11 protein-coding genes are annotated in these 14,375 nt (G+C 66.0%); 7 read left to right on the top strand and 4 right to left on the bottom strand.

Annotated features, from left to right (window positions below; all coding sequences use genetic code 11):
• Positions 1 to 3: 3 nt before the first annotated feature.
• On the top strand, positions 4 to 1,296 hold the full coding sequence (locus tag RMP10_RS03130) for a pyridoxal phosphate-dependent aminotransferase (RefSeq protein WP_310568997.1): 1,293 nt from the start codon (positions 4 to 6) through the stop codon (positions 1,294 to 1,296).
• Positions 1,297 to 1,432: 136 nt separating this feature from the next.
• On the opposite strand, the gene RMP10_RS03125 is transcribed toward RMP10_RS03130, so the two are convergent.
• Positions 1,433 to 2,308 (bottom strand): sugar phosphate isomerase/epimerase, encoded by an 876-nt coding sequence (locus RMP10_RS03125; RefSeq protein WP_310568996.1) that lies wholly within the window; start codon positions 2,306 to 2,308, stop codon positions 1,433 to 1,435.
• Positions 2,309 to 2,395: 87 nt separating this feature from the next.
• Between RMP10_RS03125 and RMP10_RS03120 the strand changes: the two genes are divergently transcribed.
• From RMP10_RS03120 to RMP10_RS03110, 3 genes are all read left to right on the top strand, one after another.
• A complete protein-coding gene (locus RMP10_RS03120) occupies positions 2,396 to 4,972 on the top strand; it encodes a prolyl oligopeptidase family serine peptidase (RefSeq protein ID WP_310568995.1) in 2,577 nt (858 codons plus the stop codon).
• 9 nt (positions 4,973 to 4,981) lie between these two features.
• Positions 4,982 to 5,563, top strand: a complete 582-nt coding sequence (locus RMP10_RS03115; RefSeq protein ID WP_310568994.1) for a YdeI/OmpD-associated family protein — start codon at positions 4,982 to 4,984, stop codon at positions 5,561 to 5,563.
• A gap of 66 nt (positions 5,564 to 5,629) precedes the next feature.
• The gene (locus RMP10_RS03110) at positions 5,630 to 7,645 is read left to right on the top strand and encodes a TonB-dependent receptor (protein WP_310568993.1); all 2,016 of its coding nucleotides are present in this window, start codon (positions 5,630 to 5,632) and stop codon (positions 7,643 to 7,645) included.
• Positions 7,646 to 8,148: 503 nt separating this feature from the next.
• Here RMP10_RS03110 and RMP10_RS03105 read toward each other — a convergent pair.
• Complete coding sequence (locus tag RMP10_RS03105; protein WP_310568992.1) at positions 8,149 to 8,538, bottom strand: hypothetical protein; 390 nt, start codon at positions 8,536 to 8,538, stop codon at positions 8,149 to 8,151.
• Positions 8,539 to 8,628: 90 nt separating this feature from the next.
• On the opposite strand from RMP10_RS03105, the gene RMP10_RS03100 reads away from it, so the two are divergent.
• Positions 8,629 to 10,035 carry a serine hydrolase domain-containing protein gene (locus RMP10_RS03100; RefSeq protein WP_310568991.1) on the top strand — a complete coding sequence of 469 codons (1,407 nt, stop codon included), beginning with the start codon at positions 8,629 to 8,631 and terminating at the stop codon, positions 10,033 to 10,035.
• A gap of 40 nt (positions 10,036 to 10,075) precedes the next feature.
• Here the strand turns inward: RMP10_RS03100 and RMP10_RS03095 are convergent, their stop codons facing one another.
• Positions 10,076 to 10,504: a thioesterase family protein gene (locus tag RMP10_RS03095; RefSeq protein WP_309672506.1), complete on the bottom strand. Its 429-nt coding sequence runs from the start codon at positions 10,502 to 10,504 to the stop codon at positions 10,076 to 10,078.
• Positions 10,505 to 10,552: 48 nt separating this feature from the next.
• Here RMP10_RS03095 and RMP10_RS03090 point away from each other — a divergent pair, with 48 nt between their 5' ends.
• Both RMP10_RS03090 and RMP10_RS03085 read left to right on the top strand, forming a co-directional pair.
• Positions 10,553 to 11,422 carry an ATPase gene (locus RMP10_RS03090; RefSeq protein WP_310568990.1) on the top strand — a complete coding sequence of 290 codons (870 nt, stop codon included), beginning with the start codon at positions 10,553 to 10,555 and terminating at the stop codon, positions 11,420 to 11,422.
• Positions 11,419 to 12,732: an MFS transporter gene (locus RMP10_RS03085; protein ID WP_310568989.1), complete on the top strand. Its 1,314-nt coding sequence runs from the start codon at positions 11,419 to 11,421 to the stop codon at positions 12,730 to 12,732. Before RMP10_RS03090 ends, RMP10_RS03085 begins: the two co-directional genes overlap by 4 nt.
• Positions 12,733 to 12,750: 18 nt before the next feature.
• Here RMP10_RS03085 and RMP10_RS03080 read toward each other — a convergent pair whose 3' ends face one another.
• Positions 12,751 to 14,295, bottom strand: a complete 1,545-nt coding sequence (locus RMP10_RS03080; protein WP_310568988.1) for a family 10 glycosylhydrolase — start codon at positions 14,293 to 14,295, stop codon at positions 12,751 to 12,753.
• Between the last annotated feature and the right edge of the window lie 80 nt (positions 14,296 to 14,375).

The raw sequence follows: 14,375 nt of genomic DNA, 5'->3' as shown, positions 1-14,375 counted from the left end.
GGAATGGCCGAACCCACGCAGTCGTTTCCGATCGATCGTCCCGCCATTCCGGGATTCCGCCCCGTGCCGCACACGGGCGTCATTTACGTCATGGATCGTGCTCGCCAACTGGGCTTCCGCCCGGGCAGCACGGATTGGTGTAATTTGGGTCAGGGGCAGCCGGAAACGGGCCCCCTGCCCCATTCGCCGCCGCGGCCGGCCGATGTGCACATTTCGTCGGACGACTACGAGTACGCGCCGGTGGGCGGCATGGAAGCGCTGCGTCGCGCGGTGGCCCACTTGTACAACGCACGCTATCGCGTGGGGAAAGCGTCGCAGTACGGCCCGGAAAACGTGTGCATCTGCGGCGGTGGCCGTTCGTCGCTCACGCGGGTGGTGGCGTCACTCGGCAACGTGAATCTGGGCCACGTGCTGCCCGACTATACGGCCTACGAAGAACTGCTGGAAATCTTCGGCTCGTTCAGCGCGATCCCGCTGCTGCTCGAACCGGAAACGGGCTACGCGCTCTCCACGCGCGACCTGCGCCGTGAGATCACCGGCCGCGGTCTCGGCGCGCTGCTCATGTCGAATCCGAGTAACCCCACCGGACGTGTGTTGCGAGGCAGTGCGTTGGCGTCGGCGGTGCACGAGGCGCGCGACCTCAAGTGCACGCTGATTCTCGACGAGTTCTACTCGCATTACCTGTGGGATGAAGCACTGGTGTCGGGTACGACGGTGAGTGCCGCCGAGTATGTGGACGATGTGAACGTGGATCCGGTCGTGATTCTCGATGGGCTCACGAAGGGCTGGCGCTGTCCCGGCTGGCGCCTCAGCTGGATTGTCGGCCCGGCCAGTGTGATCGACGCCGCCACGAGTGCCGGCAGCTTCCTCGATGGCGGCGGCAATCGTCCGCTGCAGGACGCCGCCTGCGAACTCCTGGACCCCCCGCGCGCGCGCCAGGAAGTGATCGCCATTCACGAAGCGTTCGCGAAGAAGCGTCGCTTGTTGGTGGACGGTCTGCGTGCGGCCGGCCTCACGGTGGAGCACGAGCCCGAAGGCGGCTTCTACGTGTGGGCCAGCGTGGCCTCGCTGCCCGCGCCGCTGAACGAAGGCGATGCGTTCTTCGAAGCCGCGCTCAAGGAGCACGTGATCACCGTGCCAGGCAGCTTCTTCGACATCAACCCCGGTAAGCGCCGCGCCGATCATACTTCGCGCTTCCGTCAGTATCTGCGCTTCTCGTTCGGCCCTGATGAGGCGAGTGTCACGACGGCGGTGGAACGCATCAAGGCGATGGTCGCAAGAGCGGGCGAGGCGTAAACAGCAAAAGCAAAAGGTTCACGCGAAGGGCGCGAAGGGCCGCGAAGAGACGCGAAGAACAGCATTTTCTTTGCTTTTCTTCGCGAGCCTTCGCGTTCTTCGCGAGCTTCGCGTGAACGAGCTGTTGCTTTTGCTGTTAAAAGCTCAACCCACGCAGATACTCGAAGTTCGCCTTCGCACTCGCCAGTTCATCGGCGGCCCCTTCCTGCTCCACGAAGCAGGGCTTCTCGGCCAGTTCCGGCACGGCGGCCAGAAAGGCGCGCAGATTAAACGTGCCCGCGCCGAGCTCCGTGTCTTTGGAGCGGTCGGCCACGACATTCTTGAGGTGGAACGTCCCGATGCGGTCCTTGTAGCGGTTCAGGTAGTCCATCGGATCGCCGCCGCCCATCAGCATGTTGCCGACGTCGAGTTGGAAACGCACGAACTTGGGCTCCGTGCGCGCCAAAAATACGTCGAGCGGGATCTCGCCCTCGACCTTTCGCAGGTGATCCGGCTCGTTGTGGAAGGCGAGCCAAATGCCGGCGCGGCGGGCCTCTTCGCCGGCCACATTGAAGCGGTCGGCCCAGATTTTCCAGGCGTTGATCGAGCGCTTCGTTTCGCTGGGCAGGCTGGGAACCACCAAGTACTGATGCCCGAGCGTCTTCGCCGTGCGGAGACTCTCCGACCACTCGCTGAGGAGCGTTTCCGGGGCCATGTGGGCCGACGTGGCGGTGAGCCCTTCGGCCTTGAGCGTCGCCTTCACCTGTTGCGGCGAGCGATCGAAGTTCTTGAAGCTCCAGAGGAGCTCCACGTCGGTGTAGCCGATGGCGCGGATCGCGGCCAGCGTCTTCTCCGGGTTCTCCTTCATGGCTTTCCGCACGGCGTACAGCTCGAGGCCGATGCGGTCCAGACGGCCGGCGGCGCGCGGGGCATTGCCAGCCGAAGCGCCGCGGCACGCCAGGAGGGTACCGGCGCCCATGGTGCCAGCACCGAGAGCAGCGAGAAAGGAGCGACGGGGCATCGGGTTCGTCATGCCTTGAGGTTACCGGCGAAAAGCTGAACGCGCGACCGTGCGGGCGCGTAAACTTTCCGAGAGTCTCTCCCACCTCCGGAGTCGAGCATGTTTGTGATGTCCCCCCGACGGGTCGCGTCCCGTCTGGCTACGGCCCTCGTTGTCGCAACACCCACACTCGTGCAAGCGCAGAATGCCAACGGCGGGTGGGATGCGCAGCAGATCCTGCGCGCCGAATCATTCGTCAAACCGCCCGAGAATCTCGTGCGTATCATTACCACGCCCCGGGTCGATATTTCGTTCACGAACGCGAGCCCTGATCGTCGCTGGTTCTTGCGCGCGACCGGCAGTGACCGTGGCGACATCAAGGCGTACGGCGCACCGCACATCTGGCTTGGTGGCGTGCAGGTCGACACGCGAGCCAATCGCGCGCGATCGCTGACCACCAGCAATCGCCACGGCCTCACGCTCGTCGATCCGAAGACGGGCACCACGCGTGCGCTCAGCGTGCCCGCCGGTGCGTCGATCTCGTCGCCGGTGTGGTCACCACGCGGTACGCAGGTGGCGTATATCGCGAATTTCCCGACCGGCTCGCACGTGTACGTGGCCGATGTCGCGAGCGGCAAGTCGACGCAGCTGTCGCGTCGTGCGCTGCTGGCCACGCTCGTGACGACCATCGAGTTCACCGCCGACGGTCGCTACATCGCGGCGGTGCTGGTACCGGAGAACCGTGGCGCGGCCCCGGAGCATGGCGACGGCGGCATCGAAGATGGCCCGCAGGTGCGGCTCACCGATGCGCGCGCCGTGCCGCAACCGGTGCATTTCAGCTTGCTGCAGGATCCGCACGACAAGGCACAGCTCACGTATTACACCAAGGGGCAGCTCGCCCTCATCGACGTGAAAGCCAAGGCCGTACGCGCGATCGGTGCGCCGGCCACGATTCGCGATATCGACGCATCCCCCGATGGAGCCTTCGTGCGCGTGACGCGTATGGCGGAGCCGTATTCGTATCTCGTGCCGGCGTCGGCCTTCGGTTCGGTCGAAGAGCTGTGGGACGCCAGCGGCCGTGTGATCACGACGCTCGCCACCACGGCGCTCCGTGAAGGGGCGCCCGCCGACAACGGCGATCCCACCGCCGCACCCGGCGCCGCCCGTCGCGGATTCGGCGCCGACAGCGCCAAGCGCAACATCCAGTGGAATCCGATCGGCACCGGACTGCTGTACGTGCAAACCGGCAAGGTCGTGCATTGGCGCGCGCCGTTCGGCGCCAACGATACCACAGTGCTGTATCGCGGTAGCGCGCAGCTGTCGACGGTGCTGTACAGCAGCGACAGCAGCACGATGTTCGTGACCGACAGCGGCGCGACGATCGGCGTGCGCGTGAAGGACACCTCGAAGCGCTACAACCTCGGTCGTACGGTCACGCTGCCGGCCGCTATTGCCGGCTTCGGTGGCGGCGGTGGTGCCGCGCGAGGCGCCGCAGACTCCACGCAGGGTGCGGTGCTGCTGCGTACCGCACCTGGTGGACGTCGGTACGTGCTGCTCGCCAAGGACGGCAAGTCGATCGCGCTCTCCGGCACGCGGGCGTATGGCGCCAAGTGGGCCACGCAGGCGCCGCGTCCGTGGGTCGACAAGCTCGACATCGAATCGAAGACCCGCACGCGCGTGATGGATAGCCCGGCGAACATGTACGAAGAGTTCGTCGCGCCGCTCGACGATGACGTCTCGCAGTTCATCGTCACGCGCGAGTCGAACACCACCATCACCGATGCCTGGCTGCGTACGGCGGGCAGCACCGACGCCAAGAAGCTCACGACGAATCGCGACGTGGCTCCCGAAGTCACTGGTGCGCAGTTCAAGCGCCTCGAAGTCACGCGCCCGCGCGACGGCACCAAGTTCTGGGTGGAAGTCACGGTGCCGCGTGACTGGCAGCCGGGCACGAAGCTCCCCGGCGTGATCTGGTTCTATCCGCGCGAATTCAGCAGCGCGCAGGACTACGAGCGCACGCGCTATACCACGAACATCAACAAGTTCCCCGAAGTCCCGTCGGCGCGTCCGGCCACCGCCACCAAGCTGTGGGTGAGTCAGGGCTACGCGTTCATCGAACCCGATATCCCGATCTTCGGCGACGCCGGCAAGATGAACGACAATTACACGCGGGACCTCAAGGAAAATCTTGATGCCGTACTCGACGCCGTCGTGGAAGCCGGCTTCGTGGATCGCGACAAGATGGGCATCGGCGGACACAGCTACGGCGCCTTCAGCACCGTCAATGCGCTCACGCTCATGCCGAACTTCAAGGCGGGCATTGCCGGCGACGGCATGTACAACCGCACGCTCACGCCCTTCGGCTTCCAGAGCGAGCGTCGCAACTTCTATCAGGCGCAGGACACGTACCTCGACATGTCGCCGTTCCTGCGGGCCGACAAGATCTCGGGGGCGCTGCTCATGTACCACGCCATCGAAGATCAGAATCAGGGCACCGATCCGATCAGCTCGCGTCGCATGTTCCTCGCGTTGCAGGGACTCGGCAAGCAGGCCGCGCTCTACATGTATCCGTACGAAGATCACAGCGTGGCCACGTACGCCAGTGACCTCGACCTGTGGGCGCGCTGGGTGGCGTGGATGGATACGTACGTGAAGAACCCGAAGCCGGCACAGGCCAAAGCGGCGCTCGTTCCGTAGATTCCGCTGGTGACCACGCCACCGACTCCGCACTACTTCGCCAGTGCCGCCGACTTCCGGCGCTGGCTCGCAACCCACCACGACTCGCATCGCGAGCTCGTGGTGGGTTTTCACAAGGTGGGCACCGGTACGCCATCCATGACGTGGACCGAATCGGTGCGCGAGGCGCTCTGCTTCGGGTGGATTGACGGCGTGCGTCGCCGCGTCGACGACGCGCGCTATTCCATCCGCTTCACGCCACGTAACGCCGGCAGCATTTGGAGCGCGGTCAATCTGCAGCACGTCGAGTCGCTGATCGCCGAGGATCGCATGCAGGCGGCCGGATTGGCGGCCTATCACGCGCGCACCGACGCGAAATCGAAGGTGTACGCGTTCGAGCAGGCCGACGTCGCGTTCACGGACGCCGATCTCATCGAGTTCGCCGTCAGCCCGCACGCGCTCGCGTTCTTCGAGCGGCAGCCGGCCGGGTATCGAAAGCAGGCGACCTGGTGGGTGATCGGCGCCAAGCAGCCCGCCACCAGGGCCAGACGTCTCGCCCAGCTAATAGCCTGTTCGGGTAACGGAGAGCGCTTACCGCAGTACAGGCGCTAAAGTCGGGCTCGCTATAACGTCAGGCTTGCGTCCTGTTTTAGCCTCGCCTAATCTTTTCTTATGCCCATGCGACACCTGATTATTCGCTTACTCTCGATCTGCGCCCTCACGGCCTCCGGTTTGTCGGCCAGAGCGCTCTCGGCCCAGCAACAGCCCGCCGACAGCTCGAAGCGCGACACCACCGCCCGTGCGCTCCCGACGCTGCAGGTCACGGCGACCGCCGTGGCCACCGAGGCGCGCCGCATTGCGCAACCCACGGCCCTTCTAACCGGGGCCGAACTCCGACGCGCCAACTCCGCCTCGCTTGGCGAAACGCTGCAGCAGATCCCAGGCATCCGGTCGCTCTCCATGACCACCGGCATCGGCAAACCCGTCATCCGCGGGCTGACCAATAATCGCGTGGTCACCCTCGCTAACGGCCAGCGCACCGAGACCCAGCAGTGGGGACACGACCACTCCCCGAACGTAGAGTCGGCCGACGCCGAGCGACTCGAGGTCGTGAAGGGACCGGCCAGTGTGCTGTACGGGTCCGACGCGCTGGGTGGCGTGGTCAACGTGGTGCGGCGCCCGCTCCCGATCGCGGAGCACGGCGAGCGCGTGACGCGTGGCCGCATCGCGACGGCGTGGAACAGCGCCGCGCATTCGCCCTCACTCACCTTGGTTGGCGAAGGCGCGAGCGCAGTAGGTGCGGGCTCGCTCGGTTGGCGACTCAGCGGCACCGGCCGACGCGCTGTGGATCTGCGCACGCCAGGCGGCATCGTGCCCAATACCGGCAACATGACCGGCTACACCGAAGGCGCGTTGGGTTGGCAGGGGGCGCGCGCCGACGTCACCGGCACCGGCTCGCTGCGCGACGAGCGCATTCAAGTGGCCGACGACCCGATCACGGCCCCGAACTACACTGGCCGGCAGCAGATCCGCACGCTGCGCGGTACCGTCGACGCCAACGTGCGACGCGGCGGTCAGCGCCTGCAATTGCAGGCCGGCATCGAACAGAATCGACGGGCCGAGTTCGGCGACGATCGCACGAAGACCGTAGCGCTCGGCTTGCTATCACGCACGGCGTCAGGCTTTGCCCATTGGCACCACACGCCGATCGCCGGTGCCACCGGCGTATTCGGCCTCGCCGTGCAACACACACGGTTCAGCACGTTCGGTTCGCAGACGCTGATCCCTGACAACACCGCCCGCTCGTTGGGCGTGTATGTGCTGGAGCAGCGCAACGTGGGCGACTTCGCGCTCTCCGCCGGCGCGCGTCATGATTGGCGCACGTTGTCCACGCCGGGCAATGGCGTGCTCGGCCTCCTGCCAACCGATCGCGCCTTCACCGCGACCACGGGCACGCTTGGCGCGGTCTATCGACCCACCTCCCCGCTGTCCGTGGCTGTGAACGTGGCGCGCGGATTCCGCTCGCCGAGTGCGTCCGACCTGTTCGCCAACGGCTTTCACGAAGGCACCCGAGCGTTCGAGATCGGTCGCGCCGATTTGCGGGTGGAGTCGAGTGTGAACGTCGACGCCGCGTTACGCCTGCGCACGACTCGCGTGACGGGCGAACTCACCGGATACGTGAATCGCATTCGCGACTACATCTACCTCACGCCGGTCGGCATGCCGGGGCGCGCGCTCGACTCGCTGCAGATCGAGCAGGGCAACGCGCGCTTGGTCGGTGCCGAGCTGGGAGCGGCCGTGTCGCTTACCCGCACGTTGTCGCTGCAGACCACCGCCGACGTCGTGCACGCCACCAACACGAGCGACCGCACCGCCCTGCCCTTCGTGCCGCCGCCGCGCGCCGTGCTCACGATGCGATGGGATGAACGCGCGCCCGGTCGTCACGCCTCGCTCTCGAGCGAGTGGAACACCAAGCAGACGCGCACCTTCCGCAGCGACTTTGCACCTCAGGCGTGGAATGTCGTCTCAACGTCGGCGGGGTTCAGTCGCCTCACACCGCGCGGACTCGTGCACGTGGATCTGAGCGTGCGCAACCTGTTCGATACGCGCTACCGCGACTTCATGTCCCGCTACAAGGAGTTCGCGGACGCGGCGGGACGCGCCTTTGTGCTCCGCGTGTCGGCCGATTTGTAATTGGCTCGACGGCGAGATCGTGGTGCGGTTGCGCGGCGGATTGTTCGTCGGCGTGAAAGGGCGCCGCGTTCGGTGACCGGCATGCGGTTCGGGCGCGTGGTCTCCCCTTCGCGGCTTTTCTGCGGGCGGATGGCCGCGCATCCTCGTGCATCCGCCAAGCGCGCGCCCTCCCCCGTAAAGACCGGCGTCCGCTCGGGGCAAGTCGCGCACACTGTTCGGTGGCACAAGCGCCTCGGTGACGTCACGCCCCGCGCTCGCCGCCGGCGCCTTGCCGTCGCGACGACCCGTCACCACCAGGGCGCGACGGGGGTCCCTGCAGCCGCCTCTGCGTGGGAGGGGCCGGCGCCGGAGCGCAGCGACAGGCGCGCGGCCATCCCCGCGCAGCAAGCGGCGAAAGGAATCCGCCCGCTCGCGCCGGACACTGCCACACCGAAGCCGCCGTCACGTACCACGAGCCAGCGAGCCAATAGCTGAGCGAAACGAGCCGCGAAGTTGAAGCGCCGTTAACTGCGAACCTTCAACAGCAACGCCGGCACCACCACCGCGTTCACATGGCAGGTGCCAGCCGTGACGCGGACGTTCGACGCGTTGAAGTTCTGATAGCCCGCCAGGCGCACCTCGACGCTGTACGTCCCCGAACGCTCCAACGCCGCCGCACGCGTGTCGGGGGCGACGAGGACGAGCGAGTCCACGTACGCGCCGTCGCGCACCACGCCGCGCGCCGTCGCGGCCAGCGGCGCATTCGTCTCGGCATCCTTGATCGTGACCGTGATACCGGCGCGCGCCGACGTGTCACACACGACGGGATCGGACGGCGAGTTCGAGCAGGCGCCGAGGGTGCACAGCGCCGTCAGTAGCAGCACCGACGGCGACCTCAATAAGGGTCTGGTCATAGCTCAATCTTATCGCGCGAACCACCATTCGGTTCCCCAAACGCATCCGCAGCTACTTGCCAGCGGACGTCCACCCAGCATGATCTACAGATGCTAATTTCCCGCTCCCCCATCGCCGTCGCCACGGTCGTGCTGGCGATTGCTGCCCGCATCGGACACGCGCAAGCAGCCCCAGGAACAACAACGCCCAGCTGGGCGCCTCGCCTCGACAGCGTGGCCCGCGTGGCCCTCGCCACGTCGAAAGCGCCCGGGGCCACCGTGGCCGTGGTCGTCGACGGCAAGCTCGCCTATGCGCAGGGCTACGGCCTCGCCAACGTCGAGACCCAGCAACGGATGACTGCCGACATGCTGCTGCGCGTTGGCTCCGTCACCAAGATGTTTACCGGAACGATGCTCGCCGAATTGGCCGAGCAACAGCGCATCGACATGTCGGTGCCGATCGCCGACATCGTGCCGTCGCTGAAGGGGAAGAAGGTCGGTGCCGTCACGACGCAGCAACTCATGACGCACAGCGCCGGGTGGCTCGACAATGCCGTCGCGTATGGGCGGATGGGTGAAGGCGCACTGGGCGAAGTGATGCGCGAAGTCGGCGATACGCTGTTCTATACCGAGCCCGGACGCACGTTCTCTTACTCGAACCCCAGCATCTCGATGGCGGGCTACGTGGCGGAAGTGGCCGGCAAGCAGCGCTTCGCGGCGCTGGTGGAATCGCTCGTGATGCGACCAGCCGCGATGAAGCTCAGCACCTTCAAGCCGCTGGAAGCGCTGACGTATCCGATTGCGATGGGGCACCAGGCCGGCGCCAACGGCATGCAGATGGTGCGCCCGATGACGGAGAATACCGCGCAGTGGGCGGCGGGATTTCTGTTCGCCACGGCGCCGGAGTTGGCGCGATTTGCGATCGCCCTGATGAACGGTGGTATGATCGACGGCGCGCAGGCGTTCTCGGCCGGTGCTGTGCGCCGTGTCACCACCGGCTACGTGGCCCACCCGGGCGGTTCAGGACTCGACTCCGCGATGTACGGCTATGGCCTTGTGGTTGGACGCTCGGGCAAGGATCGCGTCTGGACGCACGGCGGGGCGATCAACGGCTACAACGCGAGCGTCACCATGCTCCCCGACCGCAAGGCCGCCGTGATCGTGCTCGTCAACGGCCCCGGCTCGGGGATCGATGCGATCGAATCGGCCGCCCTACAGTTGGCGGTGGGCTATGCCCAGCCGAAAGTCACGGCAGCGGTGCCGCGAGACGCCAACGCCGCCGAGCGCGCGGCGCTGGTGGGCCGGTATGTGCAGGGACGCAACGTCCTCGAGGTGCGCGAACAGGACGGCGCGCTGAAGATGTTGCAGGGCGGCATCACGATGACTGTGAAGATGGTCGGGACGCAGGAACTGGAAGTGACACCGCCGCAGGGGGCGCCGAGGCGTGTGTACGCGCGCACGGACAACGGCAAGGCCGCCTATCTCTACGCCGGCTCACGGGCCTTCGCGCGGCAGTAACCGGACCGGCAGTAAACGGACCGGCCAAGACCGGACCCGCTCAGGCCGGGTGCATGTACGCCGAGAAGAGGGTGACCATGTCGGGCGGAATGCGCGTGATCCGTCCCGTGTCGCGTGAAATCAGCGTCCACAGCGACCGGCCGCGGGCCAGCACGTGATCATCAGCGGTCCGCACGATTTCGGTATGCCGCTCGAATCGCCGTGAATCGACCGCGCCGATCCAGGTGCGCGCCACAATCGCGTCTCCGAACACCGCTTCCCGGCGATAGTCGATTTCGTGGCGCGTGGCGACCCAGCCATACACCGCTTTCATCGCGTCGGAGGCGCTGGCGTTCCAGTGGGCCAGCGCCACGTCGAAGATCCAGCGCAGGTACACCACGTTGTTGACGTGGTCATTGTCGTCGATGTCCGCCGGCACCACCGTGATCGGGATATCGAAGACCTGCAGGCCATGCTTGGCGAACGACATTCGGGGGGAGGGGTTGAGGTCCTTGAAGCCGGAGCGGAAGTTAGCACGATGCGATTCTCATCGGGACGAGCCCTCCGTGACCAGCACGCCCATGCCGTGACCTTTTTCGGCATGTCCGGCGTGGGCAAAACCTCGCTCGCCGGACTGCTGCAGAAGCACGACTGGTTCCAGTATTCCGTCGACTATCGCATCGGCACGCGATACATGGACGAGCACATTGTCGACAACTTCAAGCGGGAGGCGATGCGGAATCCCTTCCTGCGCCAGTTGCTGCGCTCCGACTCGATTTACATCCGCTCCAACATCTCGTTCGAGAATTTGAGTCCGCTGTCCACCTATCTGGGCCAACCGGGCGATCCCGAGCGGGGCGGTCTGTCGTTCGACGAATACCGGCGCCGGCAGGCCCAGCACCGAGTGGCGGAGATCCGGGCGTTGCTCGACGTGCCCGAGTTCATCGAACGCGCCAAGGACATCTACGGCTACACGCATTTCGTCTGCGACTCGGGCGGCAGTCTGTGCGAAGTCGTCGACCCGTTCGACGAGCAGGATCCCGTTCTGCGGTGCCTCGCCGATCACAGCCTGCTCGTATACATCCGCGGGTCGGCGGAACACACGCGCATGTTGGTGGATCGCTTCCGCGCGCATCCGAAACCCATGTACTACAATCCGGCATTCCTCGATGCGAAGTGGACCGAGTACCAATCGTTGCGCGGCATCGGGCACAACGACGCGGTCGATCCAGACGACTTCGCGGTGTGGGGATTCGAACAGCTGCTCGCCCACCGTATTCCACTCTATGAGGCGATCGCTTCACGCCATGGCTACGTGATCGACATGCACGACGTCCCCGGCGTCCACACCGAGTCCGACCTCCTCGACCTCTTGGCCCGCACCATCGACGCGCAGGTCGCCACATGAGCGCGCCGATCACGACCGCGATCGGCGCCCCCAAGTCGGCCCGCAGTCGCCTGCGCTCCATCGTGGGCGGCTCGGTGGGCAACCTCGTCGAATGGTACGACTGGTACGTGTACTCGGCCTTTTCGCTCTATTTCGCGAAGAGCTTCTTTCCACCCGCCAATCAGACCGTGCAGCTGTTGAACGCGGCAGCGGTATTCGCCGTGGGCTTTCTCATGCGACCCGCCGGTGGCTGGCTGATGGGCCGCTACGCCGACAAGCACGGACGTCGCGCCGCGCTCACGTTGTCCGTGTTGCTGATGTGCGGTGGCTCGCTGCTGATCGCGATCACGCCAAGCTACGCGAAGATCGGCGTGATCGCGCCGGCCATGCTCGTGCTGGCCCGCCTGCTGCAGGGACTGAGCGTGGGCGGTGAATACGGCGCCAGTGCGACCTATCTCAGTGAAATGGCCGGCAAGACGCATCGCGGTTTCTGGTCGAGCTTTCAGTACGTCACGCTCATCATGGGCCAGTTATTGGCGCTGGCGATGCTGCTGTTGTTGCAGCGCACGATGGCGCCGGCCGAATTGGAGTCGTGGGGCTGGCGTATTCCGTTCATCGTCGGTGCCGCGTTGGCCGTCGTTGCCGTAGCTATGCGCCGCGGCCTCGAAGAGACGTCGGCGTTCGAGAAGGATCGCGCATCACGTCCGCCCCAGAGCGCGGCCGCCACGGCGCGTGGCCTCATGGCGCACCCGCGCGCCGTGCTCACCGTGGTCGGCCTCACCGCTGGCGGCACCGTCGCGTTCTACACGTTCACGACGTACGCGCAGAAGTTCCTGGTGAACACCGCCGGCTTCAGCAAGAGCGACGCGACGTATATCAACGCGATCTCCCTGCTGATCTACATGATGCTGCAGCCAGCCATCGGCGCCCTCTCCGACCGCATCGGTCGACGGCCGGTCCTCACCGCCTTCGGCGTTCTCGGCACCCTTGGCACAGTGCCCGTGCTCACCGCGCTCGAAGGGGCCCGTACGATTCCGCAGGCGCTCACGCTGCTCATCATCGCGCTCGTTGCCGTCAGCGGCTACACCGCCATCAACGCCGTCGTGAAGGCCGAGCTCTTCCCGACCAGCATTCGCGCCCTCGGCGTTGGCTTCCCGTATGCCGTCGCGGTCTCCGTGTTCGGTGGCACCGCGGAATACTTCGCGCTCTGGTTCAAGAACATGGGCCACGAGCGTTGGTTCTACTGGTACGTCACCGGCTGCATTCTCGCCTCGCTGGTCGTGTATGCCACGATGCCGGAAACGCGCGACAACACGCACATGGACGAGTAGTGCGCGCCGGTGCCGCGACTACGGGCGCCACACCACGTCGGTACTGGCGTTGCCCACCTTGTCGATGGCGTTGACCACGACGCCATCCGTTCCCGCCGATGGCACATCCACGGTGAGCGCCGTGACTCGCTGCACACGCTGCGACCACGTGCCGTTGGTGCGCCAGCGGACGAGGTACCACGACAGCGGTTCACTCGTGACCGGCGTGATCGACACGCGCAGCACGGCACCGAGCGACGTCACGCCGATCGTCGGTGCCGGCGGCGACACCGCGTCGAGCCAATCGGTAGCGGGCGGCAATGCGCGGGCGGCGAACACGCCACTCGTGAGCAACGAACGCAGCCCGCCGCGATCGTTCAGCACCACGGTCGTGTTGTAGAGCAATGATCCGGTCGAACCACCCGCCGCGGCGTTCTGCCCGCGCGTGAGCTGCACCTGCGCCGGAATTTCCGCCGCCGTGTACGGACTCGTGCTGCCGTCGCTGACACGATACGCCGCCAGGCCGGGCCAGAGATGACGACGCATCGTGTTCTGCTGTCCCCACCACGACAGCAGCGCACCAAAGCTTTGGCCGGTGGACGCGATCGACCAATACAGCTGCGGCGCGAAGTAGTCCACCCAGCCGCGTTGCAACCACGTGCGTGAGTCGGCGTAGATCGAGGCGTACGAGTCGAGTCCGACGATGCCCGCCGGGCTCCCCGGACGCCAGATACCGAACGGGCTGATGCCGACGCGCGCCGTCGGCGACACCACGTGCGCCTCCCGATACAACCGCTCCACGAACCGGTTCACATTGTCGCGGCGCCAGTCGGCGCGAGCCAGCAGCCCTCCGCCCCGTAGATACGTGGCGTACGTGGTACTGTCGGGGAAATCGAGCCCCACACATCTCGTGTCGGGATACGGATAAAAAAAGTCATCGAGATGCACTGCGTCCACGTCGTAACGGCGCAGCACATCGGTAATCACGGCGATCGCCTGATCCTGCACGGCGGCTTCACCCGGATCGAACCAGAGCTGCGTGCAATACTTGCGCGTGAGATCGGGACGACGAACGGCGAGGTGCGAACTCGCCAGTCGCAGCGTGTCGCTGAGATTCGCGGCGCGGAACGGATTGAACCAGGCGTGCACTTCGAGGCCGCGCAGTCGCGCCTGCGTGATCGCATAGGCCAGTGGGTCGTAGCCAGGGTCGACACCCTGCGTACCGGAAAGCGAGCGCGACCACGGCTCGAGCGTCGACGGGAACATGGCGTCGCCGGCCGCGCGGACCTGCAGGACCACGGCGTTCAACCCGGCCTGCTCCGCCGCGTCCAGGATCAGCGAGAACTCGGTCTGCTGCTGTGCCACCGAGAGGCCGCTGCGCGATGGCCAGTCGATGTTGGCGACGGTCGCGATCCACATCCCCCGGAACTCGCGCACGACCGCCGGCACGGTAAAGACGACCGGCGGCGGGGGTGGGGGCGGCGTGACCGGCTCGGTCGGCGACTCGCCAGTTGCACACGCGCCGAGTATCGCGGCGACCGACACCGCCGTCAGAACACGTGGAGTAGCCTTCGTCCATTGCATGGCGTAGCTTCGCCCAAACGCCGCCAATGCGGAAGCCGTGGCAGATCGTTTTCGCTGGTCGACTGTCCCCCGACACGCCT

The organism is Gemmatimonas sp. (genome assembly GCF_031426495.1).
GTDB lineage: Bacteria > Gemmatimonadota > Gemmatimonadetes > Gemmatimonadales > Gemmatimonadaceae > Gemmatimonas.
Note: the sequence above shows the minus strand (reverse complement) of the source record. Positions and strands in the feature narration are given on the sequence as shown.

Excerpts from the sequence above, each read along its gene's own strand:
- RMP10_RS03080 (WP_310568988.1), bottom strand. The coding sequence starts at position 14,295 with ATGCAATGGACGAAGGCTACTCCACGTGTTCTGACGGCGGTGTCGGTC.
- RMP10_RS03125 (WP_310568996.1), bottom strand. The coding sequence starts at position 2,308 with ATGACGAACCCGATGCCCCGTCGCTCCTTTCTCGCTGCTCTCGGTGCT.
- RMP10_RS03095 (WP_309672506.1), bottom strand. The coding sequence starts at position 10,504 with ATGTCGTTCGCCAAGCATGGCCTGCAGGTCTTCGATATCCCGATCACG.
- RMP10_RS03110 (WP_310568993.1), top strand. The coding sequence starts at position 5,630 with ATGCGACACCTGATTATTCGCTTACTCTCGATCTGCGCCCTCACGGCC.
- RMP10_RS03130 (WP_310568997.1), top strand. The coding sequence starts at position 4 with ATGGCCGAACCCACGCAGTCGTTTCCGATCGATCGTCCCGCCATTCCG.
- RMP10_RS03120 (WP_310568995.1), top strand. The coding sequence starts at position 2,396 with ATGTTTGTGATGTCCCCCCGACGGGTCGCGTCCCGTCTGGCTACGGCC.
- RMP10_RS03090 (WP_310568990.1), top strand. The coding sequence starts at position 10,553 with ATGCGATTCTCATCGGGACGAGCCCTCCGTGACCAGCACGCCCATGCC.
- RMP10_RS03105 (WP_310568992.1), bottom strand. The coding sequence starts at position 8,538 with ATGACCAGACCCTTATTGAGGTCGCCGTCGGTGCTGCTACTGACGGCG.
- RMP10_RS03085 (WP_310568989.1), top strand. The coding sequence starts at position 11,419 with ATGAGCGCGCCGATCACGACCGCGATCGGCGCCCCCAAGTCGGCCCGC.
- RMP10_RS03100 (WP_310568991.1), top strand. The coding sequence starts at position 8,629 with ATGCTAATTTCCCGCTCCCCCATCGCCGTCGCCACGGTCGTGCTGGCG.